Source organism: Paraburkholderia kirstenboschensis (assembly GCF_032806925.1).
In the GTDB taxonomy this organism is placed as follows: domain Bacteria; phylum Pseudomonadota; class Gammaproteobacteria; order Burkholderiales; family Burkholderiaceae; genus Paraburkholderia; species Paraburkholderia kirstenboschensis.
The window spans coordinates 529,623-543,674 of record NZ_CP136513.1 but is presented as its reverse complement, the minus strand read 5'-3'; the positions used below and the strand labels follow the sequence as shown (position 1 = coordinate 543,674).

General features: G+C 64.2%; 8 protein-coding genes. 3 read left to right on the top strand and 5 right to left on the bottom strand.

Annotated features, from left to right (window positions below):
* Positions 1-229: 229 nt before the first annotated feature.
* Positions 230-4,618 carry an ATP-dependent RNA helicase HrpA gene (gene hrpA, locus RW095_RS25090; RefSeq protein WP_317021599.1) on the bottom strand — a complete coding sequence of 1,463 codons (4,389 nt, stop codon included), beginning with the start codon at positions 4,616-4,618 and terminating at the stop codon, positions 230-232.
* A 23-nt stretch (positions 4,619-4,641) separates the two neighbouring features.
* Between hrpA and argA the strand changes: the two genes are divergently transcribed.
* From argA to proP, 3 genes are all read left to right on the top strand, one after another.
* Complete coding sequence (argA, locus tag RW095_RS25085; RefSeq protein ID WP_317021598.1) at positions 4,642-6,030, top strand: amino-acid N-acetyltransferase; 1,389 nt, start codon at positions 4,642-4,644, stop codon at positions 6,028-6,030.
* Between the two features lie 113 nt (positions 6,031-6,143).
* Positions 6,144-6,419: an oxidative damage protection protein gene (locus RW095_RS25080; protein WP_027799933.1), complete on the top strand. Its 276-nt coding sequence runs from the start codon at positions 6,144-6,146 to the stop codon at positions 6,417-6,419.
* A gap of 741 nt (positions 6,420-7,160) precedes the next feature.
* Complete coding sequence (gene proP, locus RW095_RS25075; protein ID WP_317021597.1) at positions 7,161-8,630, top strand: glycine betaine/L-proline transporter ProP; 1,470 nt, start codon at positions 7,161-7,163, stop codon at positions 8,628-8,630.
* Between the two features lie 178 nt (positions 8,631-8,808).
* Here the strand turns inward: proP and RW095_RS25070 are convergent, their stop codons facing one another.
* The 4 genes from RW095_RS25070 to RW095_RS25055 all read right to left on the bottom strand — a co-directional run bounded on the left by RW095_RS25070 (position 8,809) and on the right by RW095_RS25055 (position 14,032).
* Positions 8,809-9,303 carry a metallophosphoesterase family protein gene (locus RW095_RS25070; RefSeq protein ID WP_317021596.1) on the bottom strand — a complete coding sequence of 165 codons (495 nt, stop codon included), beginning with the start codon at positions 9,301-9,303 and terminating at the stop codon, positions 8,809-8,811.
* Positions 9,304-9,480: 177 nt separating this feature from the next.
* Positions 9,481-10,056, bottom strand: coding sequence for a TMEM175 family protein (locus RW095_RS25065; RefSeq protein WP_317021595.1), 576 nt, complete (start codon positions 10,054-10,056; stop codon positions 9,481-9,483).
* 151 nt (positions 10,057-10,207) lie between these two features.
* Positions 10,208-11,608, bottom strand: coding sequence for an FAD-containing oxidoreductase (locus RW095_RS25060; protein ID WP_317021594.1), 1,401 nt, complete (start codon positions 11,606-11,608; stop codon positions 10,208-10,210).
* A 126-nt stretch (positions 11,609-11,734) separates the two neighbouring features.
* Positions 11,735-14,032, bottom strand: coding sequence for an EAL domain-containing protein (locus RW095_RS25055; protein ID WP_317021593.1), 2,298 nt, complete (start codon positions 14,030-14,032; stop codon positions 11,735-11,737).
* Positions 14,033-14,052: the final 20 nt, after the last annotated feature.

Below are 14,052 nucleotides of genomic sequence, written 5' to 3'. Positions count from 1 at the left end.
GACGCCGGCCTGCGCATGTTCGCGCGTGACACCCGTCCCCCACAAGGAACGGGTGTCACGCGCCTTTTTGATTCAGTGCGGCGAAAAGCGGGGAAAGCGTCGAGCGTTGGAAGCGTGGGGCGCGTAGCAAAGAGCGTCTTGCGACAATCGGGTGGACCGGCATGCGTGGACGAGCCAAACGCGCGCGAGACCCAGCCCAGGCATCCGCGCGCCCCGGCTTGCCCGAGACTTACCGCTGCATCGAATCCCACACCTTGTGAAGCCGCTTGACCGACACGGGCATCGGCGTGCGCAACTCCTGGGCGAACAGCGAAACGCGCAGCTCCTCGAGCAGCCAGCGGAACTCGGACAGACGTGCATCGGGCACTCCACCGCGCTGCGCAACCGCGCGCTGATAATTCTGCAGCAGCGGCTGGAATTCGGCGAACTGCCGTGCGTCGCGCGCAGGATCAGCCTTCAGTTTGTCGATCCGCAAAGCGATACCCTTCAGATAACGCGGAAAATGCGTGAGCTGCGAGTACGGGGTGTCCACCACGAATCGCTTGCCGATTAGCGCGTCGAGCTGGTTCTGCATGTCGGCGTGCGCAGCCGTGAACGACTTCGCCTGCGCCAGCTTCTTCAGTACCGACGCGTATTCGCCGAGAATCTGCCCAACCAGTCGCGCAATCTCCTGCGCCAGCAACGTCAGCCGGCTACGCCCTTCATCGCGGCGCGTATGGAAACTGACGTCGTCGTCGGGCAGCGGATCCTGCAGACAGGCGCGATCGAGCGCGGTGTCGATCAGTTGATCGCGCAACTCTTCCTGCGTACCCCGCGTCATGAACTGCATCGCCATTTCGCGCAAGCCCGGCAGATTTTTCTCCAGATACTTGATCGGCTCCTTCAGTTGCAAAGCGAATAGCCGACGCAGACCCGCACGATGAATACGCGCGGCCTCGTCCGGCGAATCGAACACCTCGACGTCGCAATGCGTGCCGCGATCCACGAGAGCCGGGTAGCCGAATAATGTCTGCCCGCCGCGACGGATTTCGAGCAACTCGGGCAGCTTGCCGAAATTCCAGGTGGTGAGGTTTTCGTACAGCGCAGTGCTGCCGCCGCCCGCGCTGCCTTGCAACGGTGTCTGCGGCACCGGCGCAGCCGCGCCCTTCCCTCGCTGTGCCGGACCGCTGGACGCAGGCGCCGTCCGGGGCGCTCCAGCAACTGCTGCCCCGTCCGCCCGCGAGCCGGCCGCGTCCGCCAACGCCGCGCCCGCCGCGCTCGATGCGATCTTCTGGAAGTGCTGCTGGGCCTGGCCGCCCAGTTCCGCCCGTAGCTGCGACAGATTGCGCCCCATCGCGAGTTGCCGCCCGTGTTCGTCCACGACCTTAAAGTTCATGAACAGATGCGGCGGCAACGTCTCAAGCTTGAAGTCCGACTGTTTCAGCATGAGTTGCTTCTGCTCGCGAATATCGGCGATCAGCGCTTCGAGCAACCCGCCAGCACCAAAACGCGGCGCCCCATGCCGGTCGACGAAACCGGCCGCATATTCCGGCAGCGGCACGCAGTGACGCCGCAGCTTCTGCGGCAGCGACTTGAGCAGCAGTTGCGTCTTCTCCTTCAGCATGCCGGGCACGAGCCATTCGCAGCGTCGCGCGTCGACCTGATTGAGCGCATAAAGCGGCACGGCGAGCGTGACGCCGTCGCGCGGAGAACCCGGCTCGAAGTGATAGGTGAGCGCCATTTCGACGCCCGCCATCGTCATCCGTTTCGGGAACAGATCGGTCGTCACACCCGCAGCTTCATGCCGCATCAGGTCGTCGCGCGACAGATACAGCAGGCGCAGCTTGTCCTCAGGCTGACCGCTTTTCTTCAGTTCATCGCGATACCAGCGCTCGAACGACGCGCCGGTGTAAATCCCCTTCGGCAGCGCCTGGTCGTAGAACGCGAAAATCAGTTCGTCGTCGACGAGCACATCCTGACGGCGCGACTTGTGTTCCAGTTGCTCGATGTCGGCAAGCAGCTTGCGGTTGTGCGCGAAAAATCCGAGCTTGGTGTCGAACTCGCCTTCGACGAGCGCGCCGCGAATGAAAAGCTCGCGCGCCCGCGCAGGGTCCTGTTTGCCGAAGCTCACGCGCCGCCGGTTATAGATCGGCAGCCCGTACAAAACCGCGCGCTCGAAGGCCGACACCTGCGCCGCGCGCTTCTCCCAATGCGGTTCTGACAGCGATTTCTTCAGCAAATGCGCGCCGATTTTTTCGATCCATTCAGGCTCGATCTTCGCAATGCAGCGCGCGTACAAACGGCTCGTCTCGACGAGTTCCGCGGCCATTACCCACTTGCCCGCTTTCTTGACGAGCGCGGAGCCCGGCCATAAATAGAACTTGATGCCGCGTGCGCCGAGGTAGTACGGCTCGTCGTCGGCTTTCAGTCCGATGTTGCCCAAGAGGCCCGTGAGAAGCGCGAGATGGACCTGCTCGAAGGTCGCTTCAGCTTCGTTCAGACGCCAGCCGTGTTCACGCACCACCGTCAGCAGCTGCGAATGAACGTCGCGCCATTCGCGCAGACGCAATTGCGACAGGAAATTCTTCCGGCATTCCTCGTGCAATTGCTTGTTCGACTTCTTGTGCGCGATCGCTTCTTCGAACCAGTTCCAGATTTTCAGCCACTGGAGGAATTCCGAGCGTTCGTCGGCAAAGCGGCGATGCGCCTGGTCGGCCTGTTCCTGCGCCTCGATCGGCCGGTCGCGGGGATCCTGCACCGACAACGCGCTCGCGATGATCAGCACCTCCTTCAGCGATTGCTGATCGCGCGCGGCGAGAATCATCCGGCCGACGCGCGGGTCGAGCGGCAGACGCGCGAGTTCGCGGCCGAGCGGCGTGAGCTGATTGTCGTCGTCGACGGCGCCGAGCTCGTTCAGCAGTTGATAACCGTCGGCGATCGCGCGGCCCGGCGGCGGTTCGATAAACGGAAACGTCTCGATCGCCGTCAGATGCAGCGACTTCATGCGCAGAATGACCGACGCGAGCGACGAGCGCAGAATCTCCGGATCGGTAAAGCGCACGCGGCTCTGGTAATCGCTCTCGTCATACAGGCGAATGCAGATGCCGTCGGCCACCCGTCCGCAGCGCCCTGCCCGCTGATTCGCGGCGGCCTGCGAGATCGACTCGACCTGCAACTGCTCGACCTTGTTGCGATACGAATAGCGCTTCACGCGCGCGAGGCCCGTATCGACCACATAGCGAATGCCCGGCACCGTGAGCGACGTTTCCGCCACGTTCGTCGCGAGGACGATGCGCCGCGCGTTGGAAGTGCGGAACACGCGTTCCTGGTCGGCCGCCGAGAGGCGCGCGAACAGCGGCAGGATTTCGGTATGCGGCGGATGATGCTTGCGCAGCGCCTCGGCGGCATCGCGGATTTCACGCTCGCCGGGCAGAAACACCAGCACGTCGCCGGGACCTTCGCGGCACAGCTCATCGACGGCGTCGACGATCGCTTCCATCAGATCGCGGTCGCGCTCCTTGCCGGTCTCGCGCTGAGTCTTCGCACGTTCACGCGACGCCGAACCGCCCGATGTGCCTGACGTACCCTGCGCCGCTTTCACAGCGGGGCTGTCCTCGTCGATCGGACGGTAGCGCACCTCGACTGGATACAGCCGCCCGCTCACTTCGATTACCGGCGCGGGCTTTTCCTCGCTGCCGAAGTGGCGCGCGAAACGATCGGCATCGATCGTCGCCGACGTCACGATCAGCTTCAGATCGGGACGCTTGACCAGAATTTCCTTCAGGTAGCCGAGCAAGAAGTCGATGTTCAGACTGCGCTCATGCGCCTCGTCGATGATCAGCGTGTCATACGCTTTGAGCAGCGGATCGGTCTGCGTTTCGGCGAGGAGAATACCGTCCGTCATCAGCTTGACGGATGCGCCCGGCGACAGATTGTCGGTGAAACGCACCTTGTAGCCGACCACTTCGCCGAAAGGCGTGCCAAGCTCCTCAGCGATGCGCCGGCCCGTCGCCGAAGCGGCAATGCGGCGCGGCTGCGTGTGGCCGATCAACCCCGAGCCGCCCGCGCCGAGGCCGCGCCCTAGCGCGAGGCAGATTTTCGGCAACTGCGTGGTCTTGCCCGAGCCGGTTTCACCGGACACGATCACTACCTGGTTTTCGGCGATCGCCTTGGCGATTTCGTCGCGACGGCCGGAGACCGGCAGCGCTTCGGGGAAGGTGATCGGCGGAACGGGATTCGGCTGGACGACGCGCGGTTCACGTGCGGCGCGCGGTTCGCGAGGCGGTTGCTGGCGCGGTGGCTTGTCAGCCTCCGGCCGCTCGCGCTGCCCGCGTTGGTCGCGTTGGTCGCGTTGTCTGCGTTGTTCGCCCGGTTCGCGCGATTCAGCTCCGTCACGCGTCTTGCCCCGCTGCTCACCGCGCTCGACATCCTTCACCGTGCGCGACGGATTCTTCTCGTTCGAAGACGCCTGCGCGCCTTCGCCGGCACGATGCGGCACGCGCGCCTTGCGAGGCGCGTCCGGGTTGCCGCGGTTCGCGTCCTTTTCGGGGCGGCGCTTCGCGTCGCCGGAGTTCGCCTGATCGGCGGCCGGCGCCGCATTCTCGTTCGCCGCGGCGGGACTTTTGGGTACATTCGACATGGGGGCGCATTATAATCCCCGGCATGAATTCCCAAACCGACCTCGTCCCCGCGCCCGCGAGCGTTCCGGCCCCCGCCGGAGCAACGGAAAACCTCGCACAGCACGCGCAATTCGTCGACTGGATGCGCTCAGTCGCCCCTTACATCCACGCGTTCCGGAACAAGACGTTTGTTGTCGGTTTCGGCGGCGAAGTGGTGCATCAGGGGCTCCTGAATGCGCTCGTGTCCGACATCGCGCTGCTGCAGGCCATGGGCATCCAGATCGTTCTCGTGCACGGCTCCCGACCGCAGGTCGAAGAGCAGATGAGTCTGCACGGCGTCGAGTCGGAGTTTTCGCACGGCATGCGCATTACCGACGCACGCGCGCTCGAATCCGCGAAAGAAGCCGCCGGCGAAGTGCGTCTGGATATCGAGGCCGCCATCAGCCAGGGCTTGCCGAACACGCCGATGGCGCACGCGCACATCAGCGTCGTATCGGGCAACTTCGTGACGGCGCGCCCGGTCGGCATTCTGGACGGCGTCGACTTCGCGCACACAGGCGTGGTGCGCAAGATCGACGCGGATTCGATCCGCCACTCGCTCGCAAGCCGCAAGCTGGTGCTCTTGTCGCCGCTCGGTTTTTCGCCCACCGGCGAGGCCTTCAACCTGGCAATGGAAGACGTCGCCTCGGCTGCCGCCATCGCGTTGCGTGCCGACAAGATCGTGTTCCTGACCGAAACGCCCGGCCTCATGCAAGCCGGCGAAGACGGCCCCGAACTGATCCGCGAACTCTCGCTCGACGACGCCTACAAGCTGCACGAAAGCGGCGAAGTCACCGGCGACGCGGGCTTCTATCTGAAGCATTCGATCCGCGCGTGCCGCGGCGGCGTGGCGCGGGCGCACATCATCCCTTATGCGCTCGACGGCAGTCTGCTGCTCGAACTGTTCCTGCACGACGGCGTGGGCACGATGATCTCGTACGAGAACCTCGAAAGTCTGCGCGAAGCCACGCCGGACGACGTCGGCGGCATTCTCGCGCTGATCGAGCCGCTCGAATCGGACGGCACGCTCGTGCGGCGCGGCCGCCATCAGATCGAGCGCGACATCGACCATTTCTCGGTGATCGAGCACGATGGCGTGCTGTTCGGCTGCGCGGCGTTGTATCCGTACACGCAGGAGCGCATCGGCGAAATGGCTTGCCTGACGGTCGCGCCCGAAGCTCAGGGCACCGGCGACGGCGAGCGCCTGCTCAAGCGCATCGAGCAACGCGCGCGGGCCCGCGGGCTAACACGCATTTTCGTGCTCACCACGCGCACCGAGCATTGGTTCCTGAAGCGCGGCTTCGTCAAGGTCACGGTCGACGACCTGCCCGAAGACCGTCGCCGACTGTACAACTGGCAGCGCAAATCGCTCGTGCTGATGAAACAGCTCTGAGCGGCCCCATATAGAGCGAGCGCCCGTCCTCGTATCGATACGGTAATTATTTTTTTATGGGACCGGAGTAAGTGCCGAAGCACTCACTCCGGTCGACACAGGAGAAGCACAGCATGACTCGTATGGTTCAATGCGCGAAGCTCGGCAAGGAAGCCGAAGGCCTCGATTTCCCGCCGCTGCCGGGCGAACTCGGCAAGCGGATCTACGAAGGCATTTCCAAGGAAGCGTGGCAGGCCTGGTTGAAGCAGCAAACCATGCTGATCAACGAAAACCGTCTGAACATGGCCGATCCGCGTGCCCGCCAGTACCTGATGAAGCAGACCGAAAAGTTCTTCTTCGGCGAAGGCGCGGATACGGCGCAGGGTTACGTGCCGCCGCCGGCTGAGTAAGCGCGAATCGAGTGCTCCCCACTCGCAGCAGTAGCGACGAAATCCGCGCCTCGTGCGCGGATTTTTTTCGCCCCTCGCTTGCCGCTGGAACTCTCCAAACGGTACATTTTCGCGCCTTTGAAAGCGCCATTTCGAGACCGATTCGATCGCCGGATCTCCCGCCCGGCAAGGGATTGAGCGCCGTCGCCCAACCGCGGACGCAAAACCGGGTTTGCACGATCCTCTGTCATCGTGCTAACATGTGCGTCGTTCCAACAGCAATTCACCTACATTCGCGTTCACTGACCTTGCGACCCGCCATGTGCCTGCACTGCGTGAGTCCATCGCGATGGAACAGTTTTTATACAAGAAGGCTTGTCGGTCGTATCGCGGTTTGAAGTTGCCCTTCGGTCATCCAAGGGTCATTCAGGCGGCGAATAAAGCACCGGCCTTTTTCGTTTCAAGCCTTCCAGTGGCGTAGGTCCGGCTTAAAGCCGCCCGCGTCCTCATGCATCTGCCCCCCTTCCACGGCCACGCAGGTGCAACAGTCAACACAATTTAGACGAGTGTTTTTTCGCGACCTGGCTCGCGAGGCACGGGCGATTGCGGCGTCTGCCGCGCTTTCCGCGTTCAACTTTCAACGCGCGCCCATTCTTTCGCCCTAGCGGCGCAAGAACGCCATCGCCCCGTTTGCGAAACTGCACTTCCAGCAACCGTGGCGGAACGCATCATGAGTTTCGTCGCAGTCATCGGAGTTTTACCTTGACCGCTTCCAGCAACGGCTTCTGGCGACATCACAAACAAGAACAACGCCTTTCTCTCGACGACATCACCGTCGTCGACAACTCTCTCCTCAAGCGTGCCGTCGGCGCCATGGCGCTCGGCAACGCAATGGAATGGTTCGATTTCGGCGTGTACAGCTACATCGCTGTCACGCTCGGCAAAGTGTTCTTCCCGTCGTCGAGCCCGTCCGCCCAGTTGATCGCCACGTTCGGCACGTTTGCCGCGGCGTTTCTCGTGCGCCCGGTCGGCGGCATGGTGTTCGGGCCGCTCGGCGACCGCATCGGCCGTCAGCGCGTACTCGCAATGACCATGATCATGATGGCGATCGGCACGTTCGCGATCGGGCTGATCCCGAGCTATGGGTCGATCGGCATCCTCGCACCGGCTCTGCTGCTCGTGGCGCGTCTCGTGCAAGGCTTTTCGACCGGCGGCGAATACGGCGGGGCAGCCACCTTCATCGCCGAATTTTCGACGGACAAACGGCGCGGCTTCATGGGCAGCTTCCTTGAGTTCGGTACGCTGATCGGCTACGTGCTCGGCGCGGGCACGGTGGCGGTGCTGACGGCGACGCTGTCGAACGACGCGCTGCTCTCGTGGGGCTGGCGCGTGCCGTTCCTGATCGCCGGTCCGCTGGGCCTGGTGGGTCTTTATATCCGGATGAAGCTCGAAGAAACGCCTGCGTTCAAGAAGCAGGCCGAGCAACGCGAAGCCGAAGACAAGGCGCTGCCTAAGCAGTCGTTGAGCAATCTGCTCGTGCAGCAATGGAAGCCGCTGCTGCTGTGCGTCGGCCTCGTGCTGATCTTCAACGTGACCGACTACATGGCGCTCTCGTACCTGCCGAGCTACCTGTCCGCCACGCTGCACTTCAACGAATCGCACGGCCTTTTCATCGTGCTGCTCGTGATGGTACTGATGATGCCGATGACGCTCGCAGCCGGCCGTCTGTCGGACACGATCGGCCGTAAGCCGGTGATGCTGTTCGGCTGCGTGGGTCTGTTCGCGCTGTCGATCCCCGCCCTGCTGCTGATCCGCATGGGCACGCTGGTGCCGGTGTTCGCCGGCCTGATGATTCTCGGCGTGCTGCTGTCGTGCTTCACGGGCGTGATGCCGTCGGCGCTGCCGGCGCTGTTCCCGACGAAGATCCGGTACGGCGCGCTGGCCATCGGCTTCAATATCTCGGTGTCGCTGTTCGGCGGTACGACGCCCTTGGTGACCGCATGGCTCGTCGACCGCACCGGCAATCTGATGATGCCTGCGTACTACCTGATGGGCGCGTCGCTGATCGGTATCGTCTCCGTGGTGGCGCTTCGCGAAACCGCCCGCAAGCCGCTCCTTGGCTCGGGCCCTTGCGTGGCGACGCGCGCCGAAGCGCACGAAGTACTGCGCGGCGAACGTGAAGCCGAAGAGATGGACGAACGCTACGCAGCCACCGCTACGGCGCGTGCCTGATTGCCTGCGGCGCGGTAGCCGCGGTGACGCGACAAGGGCGATGACTTCGGAAGTCGCCGCTGACCGCGGTACCAGGCTTGACTGCGGTAGTCGCACTAGCGCAGCCGAGTAACCGCGCGGCATTCCAGTTACATCGACAGTAGTCACCCGACGGGCCGGCAGATTTGCCGGCCCGTTTTCATTTGAGCAGCAGATCGAATCTCGCATGCGCGCGCGAGCCTTCGACCGTCAGAATGCCTGCCGACACCGGCAGCTTGAAGCGCCGAGGCCCCGCACTGCCGGGGTTGATGAACAGCACGCCGTCGCGCTCGCTGATCGACGGCTTATGCGAATGGCCGGTCACCACCACGCCGATACCCTCGTTGCGCGGATCGGCTGGCACGTCGGCGTTGTCATGCACGACGAGAATCGCTACCTGCTGCACGTTGAGCGTCGCATGCGTCGGCAGCGACGCGGCCCACTCGCCCGTGTCGTTATTGCCGCGCACGACGGTGAGCGGTGCGATCTGCGGGAGCGCGCCGAGCACGGCCTCGTTACAGATGTCGCCCGCGTGGATGATGGCGTCGCAGCCCGCGAGATATTCGAGCGCTTCTGGACGCACGAGGTTGTGCGTATCGGAGATGAGGCCGATGCGGCTCGACGGCGCGCGGCGGGTAGATGAAGATGAAGTCATGACGGCAGTATCCGTGAAGCTCGGGTCTGCTCGCAATCAGCCTCGCTGCGCGCGGGCCTGCTGCGCTCAGGTCCGCTTCGTTCAAGCTCGTTGCGCGCGGGCGCTCGCTCGCAAGCATCCGCAAAATCAGTCCACCGGCTGCCGCCGGCACGAGCGCGAGCTTCAGCGCAAGCACGCTCAGGCTTCCAGCACGTGCTCGATGCGCCGGTCCGGCACCAGCCACCATGCGGCAGCAAGCGCGTAGAGCGCCGCCGAAATCCACGGCGCGACGAAAGCGAGCGCAATGCCCGCGAGATAAATCACAACCGACACTTTGCCTTTGATGTCGTTGCCCACCGCTTTTGCGAGCGTCGAGTCGCGGCCGTGCTCACGGATCAGCGTGCGCGTCAGGATGAAATAAGCGATCGCCGACATGAACAGCACGACGCCGTACATGGCGGTCGGCCACGAGGCCAGATGATTCTCGCCGACCCAATGCGTGACGGCGGGAAGCAGCGACAGCCAGAAGAGCAGATGCAGATTGGCCCACAGCACGCCGCCGTTGACTCTTTGCACCGTATGGAACATGTGATGATGATTGTTCCAGTAAATGCCCACGTAGATGAAGCTCAGCACATAGGCGCCGAACACCGGCACGAGCGGAGTCAGTGCGGCGAGATCGAAGCCTTCCGGTACCTTGATTTCGAGCACCATGATCGTGATGATGATGGCGATCACGCCATCGCTGAAGGCTTCGACGCGTCCCTTGCCCATCGGCTGTTCCTCGAATGAATGCGATTGAATGTGGGTCGATGGTGGCCAATGCGGCACGCCTTAACCCCGCAGGCGGCCCGCGCCGCTGGCGATTATCCGCGATGGTGCGACGCTTTGTCGATGCGCGCCGCGCTCGGCTCAGTTCATCGGCTTACTTCATCGGCTTCAGACCGTCGAGCAAGGTCGGCACCAGTTCGCTGATGGTCGGGTGAATGTGCATCGCGTATTGCAAGGTGGGATACGGCGCGCCCGCCGTCATGATGTCGATGAAGGTATGGATCGCCTCGTCGCCTTCTATACCGTGGATCGTCGCTCCGAGAATCTGCCTGGTGTGGGGGTCGGCAAGCACCTTCATGAAACCGTCGGTCTCCCCGCGTTCGCTCGCGCGGCCCACGCGCGACATCGGCATGGTCGCGATCAACGCTTCGCGGCCGCTCTTGCGCACGTCGTCTTCGGAGAGGCCGACGCGCGCGAGCGGCGGGTCCACGAATACGGCGTACGCCATGATCCGCTTGTCGACGGTGCGCGTGCCGCCATCGAGCAGATTGGCCGCGACGATGTGGTAATCGTCGTAGGACGTATGCGTGAACGCGCCTCGTCCGTTGATGTCGCCGATCGCCCACACGCCCGGCACGTTGGTGCGCAACTGGCCGTCCACGGGAATCGTGCCATGCCGGTCGGTTTCGATGCCGGCCGCGGCAAGGCCGAGATCGTCGGTATTCGGTTTGCGGCCGGTTGCAAACAGCAGATGCGACGCCTCGAGCGCCGGAACATTCTGCTCGAAGCCGATACACACTTCGTTCTCGCGATGGGGATGCGGCTCGACGCGCGAAGGCTGCACCCCGAAACGGAACTCCACGCCCTCGCGGGCGAGCACGCTCTGCACTGACTCCGCGAAGTCGGCGTCCTCGCGCGTGAGCACGCGATCGCCGCGTACCAGCACGGTCACTTCGCTGCCGAAGCGGCGAAACACCTGCGCGAATTCGAGCGCGATATAACTGCCGCCCACGATCACGAGCCGGCTCGGCAACTCCGTGATCTCCAGCAGAGTCGAGTTGGTGTAATAGCGGGTTCGCTCGATGCCTTCCAGCGGCGGCACCACGGCGCGCGTGCCCGTATTGAGGAAAATCTCGTCCGCGCTCAGTTCGTGCAGCACGCCCCCGTCCGGACCGCTGACAGCAAGCGTGTGCGGCCCGGTGAAGCGCGCATGGCCGTTGAACACCGTGACGTTCTCGGTGCCCCGCAGCCAGGCCTCCACACCGTCGTGCGACCGGCCGACGATCTTGTCCTTGCGCGCCTTCACCGCCGCCAGATCCACACCGACAGCCCCGCCAATATGCACGCCGAGCCTCGCCGCATGGCGCGCCACATGCGCCGCGCGGGCGCTCGCCACATACGCCTTGGTCGGCGTGCAGCCCACGTTCACGCAGGTGCCGCCGAACGCCGCGCGCTCAATGACCGCCGTGCGGCGGCCGCTTTTGCCAAGTCGCACGGCGAGCGGCGCGCCGCCCTGTCCCGTGCCGATAACAACCGCGTCGAAGTGCTGTGCCATCGCAAGTCTCCTGGGGCTCAGATGCAGGTCGTTGCATCTTACGCCCAGTCTCCGGCGCGGTTATGTCACGTAGCCGATCCTCGCGGACTGAGAACCTTCGCGACATACGACAACGCGGCGCGCGGATCACGTCGCCGCATACACATCCGCCAACGCGCGCGCATATGCGCTCGCTCCCACTGGCCGGCTGTACAGATAGCCCTGCTGTTTGTCGCAATCGATCGAACGGAGGAATGCGGCCTGTTCGGGCGTCTCCACGCCTTCCGCGGTGACGTTCATGCCGAGCGAATGCGCCATCGCCACCACGGCCTGCGTGATCGCAATGGAATCGCGATGATCCGGCAAGCCCGCCACGAACGACCGGTCGATCTTCAGGTTATGCAGCGGAAAGCGCTTCAGATACGACAGCGACGAATAACCGGTGCCGAAGTCGTCGACGGAAATACGCACGCCCGTTGCGCTCAATGCGAGCAGCATGGGCAGCACGGTATCGCTGTCGCTCATCAGAAGCCGCTCGGTGATTTCCAGTTCGAGCGCCGCCGGCTCGAGCCCGGAATGGTCCAGACAGCGCCTGATCCGCTCGACCAGACCGTCGTTGAACTGGCGCGGCGACAGATTCACCGCGACGATCAGATCCGGCGCGAGCGTGCGCCGCCATTGCGCCGCCTGCTCGCAGGCACGGGCGAGCACCCAGTCGCCGATCTCGACGATGAGTCCCGCGTCTTCCGCAACCGGAATGAATTCCGCCGGCGAGACATTGCCGAGCTCGCTGTTATACCAGCGCAGCAGTGCCTCCGCGCCGATGGTCCGGCCGGCGTGACTATCGACGATCGGCTGATACACGAGACTTAGCTCGTGGGCGGCGAGCGCGCGGCGCAGCGACTGCTCGATCAGGAAGCGGCGCTGCAGTTGCTGATTCAGTTCCGCAGTGAAGAACTGGAAGTTGTTGCGCCCGCGCTGCTTCGCGTGATACATCGCCGAGTCGGCGTTGCGCATCAGCGTCGGGGCGTCCTGGCCGTCTTCGGGAAAGCGGCTGATGCCGATCGACGCGCCCAGGTAGTACTCGTTGTCCGCCACCGCGAAAGGCACCGCGATTTCGCTGAGGATCTGACGCGCCAGCCCGACTATCTCCTCGTTGCATTCGAAGGCGCTCACAACGATCACGAACTCGTCGCCGCCCACCCGCGCGAGCGTATCGTCCGGGCCGACGCAGCCGGCAAGCCGCTCGGCGACGCTTTTCAGCAATGCGTCGCCGGCCTCGTGACCAGCCGTGTCGTTGACTTTCTTGAAGCCGTCGAGATCGACGAACAGCACGGCGACGCTCGTGAGCTCGCCGCTGCAATTCGGGTTGCCGGGCGCGAACAGGCTGTTCATGCGCTCCGTCAGATAGGCCCGGTTGTAGAGCCCCGTGAGGGAATCGCGCGTCGCGAGAAATTTCAACTGGCGCTGCGCCTCGCGCACCGGGCCGATGTCGGTAAACGAGATCAGTACGGAGTCGGGCTTGCTCTCGCCCGGCTTCAGAATCGGCACGACGTTCTCGGTGACCCAGATCACTTCGCCGTTCACCAGTTCGAGCGCCAGTGTGACGCCCAGCATCGGCTTGCCGCTCCCGAGCACCTGGGCGACAGGCCGTTCATGCTCGGCCACGGGCGAGCCGTCTTCATGAAAGCCGCGCACCATCACCGTGCGGATACTGCGTCCGACGATCTGCGGCCCGGTGCGCAACATGCGCTGCGCGCTCGGATTGCAGGCCAGCACGATGCCCGCGCGCGACTGCACGACAATGCCCTCGATCAGATGATCGACGACGAGCCGATGATGCTCCTCGCTGTTCGCAAGCCGCTGCGCCATCGCGTCCTGATGCACGGCGAGCCCGACGCTGCGGCTGATATCGCGCAGCATCGTCTCTTCCTGCGCGGTAGGCCGGCGCGGCGCGCGATGATAGACGGCGAACGCGCCCAGCACCGCGCCGGCGTCGTTCAGGAACGGCACCGACCAGCACGCGCGCAAGCCGTGCGGCAACGCTAGCGCACGGAAATCCGCCCACAGCGGATCCGTCTCGATGTCCTCGACCACCACCAGCCGCCGCTCGTGCATCGCGGTGCCGCAGGAGCCCGCGCTCGGACCGATCGGCGCACCGTCGATCGCCGTGCTGAACTCCGCCGGCAGCGACGGCGCGGCGCCCATCTTCACGTGGACGCCGTCGTCGTCCAGCAGCAGGATTGAGCACGACGCGCCCCCGCCCAGCAGCACTTCCGCGCGGTGACAGACTTCTTCCAGCAATTCCGGCAACGGCGTATTGCGCGTGATCAGCCGCAACACGCTGCGCTCCGACGCCAACACCTCTTCGGCCAGATCCGGCCGATAACGGCTAGCCTCGGGCGTTGCTCCTACCTCCATGCGTGATGTCGCTTCGCGGTTCATATATGCGCCCCCCAACCCAA

Coding starts and splice junctions, on each gene's coding strand:
- RW095_RS25080 (WP_027799933.1), top strand. CDS start 6,144: ATGACTCGTATGGTTCAATGCGCGAAGCTCGGCAAGGAAGCCGAAGGC.
- RW095_RS25060 (WP_317021594.1), bottom strand. CDS start 11,608: ATGGCACAGCACTTCGACGCGGTTGTTATCGGCACGGGACAGGGCGGC.
- argA (WP_317021598.1), top strand. CDS start 4,642: ATGAATTCCCAAACCGACCTCGTCCCCGCGCCCGCGAGCGTTCCGGCC.
- RW095_RS25070 (WP_317021596.1), bottom strand. CDS start 9,303: ATGACTTCATCTTCATCTACCCGCCGCGCGCCGTCGAGCCGCATCGGC.
- hrpA (WP_317021599.1), bottom strand. CDS start 4,618: ATGTCGAATGTACCCAAAAGTCCCGCCGCGGCGAACGAGAATGCGGCG.
- RW095_RS25065 (WP_317021595.1), bottom strand. CDS start 10,056: ATGGGCAAGGGACGCGTCGAAGCCTTCAGCGATGGCGTGATCGCCATC.
- RW095_RS25055 (WP_317021593.1), bottom strand. CDS start 14,032: ATGAACCGCGAAGCGACATCACGCATGGAGGTAGGAGCAACGCCCGAG.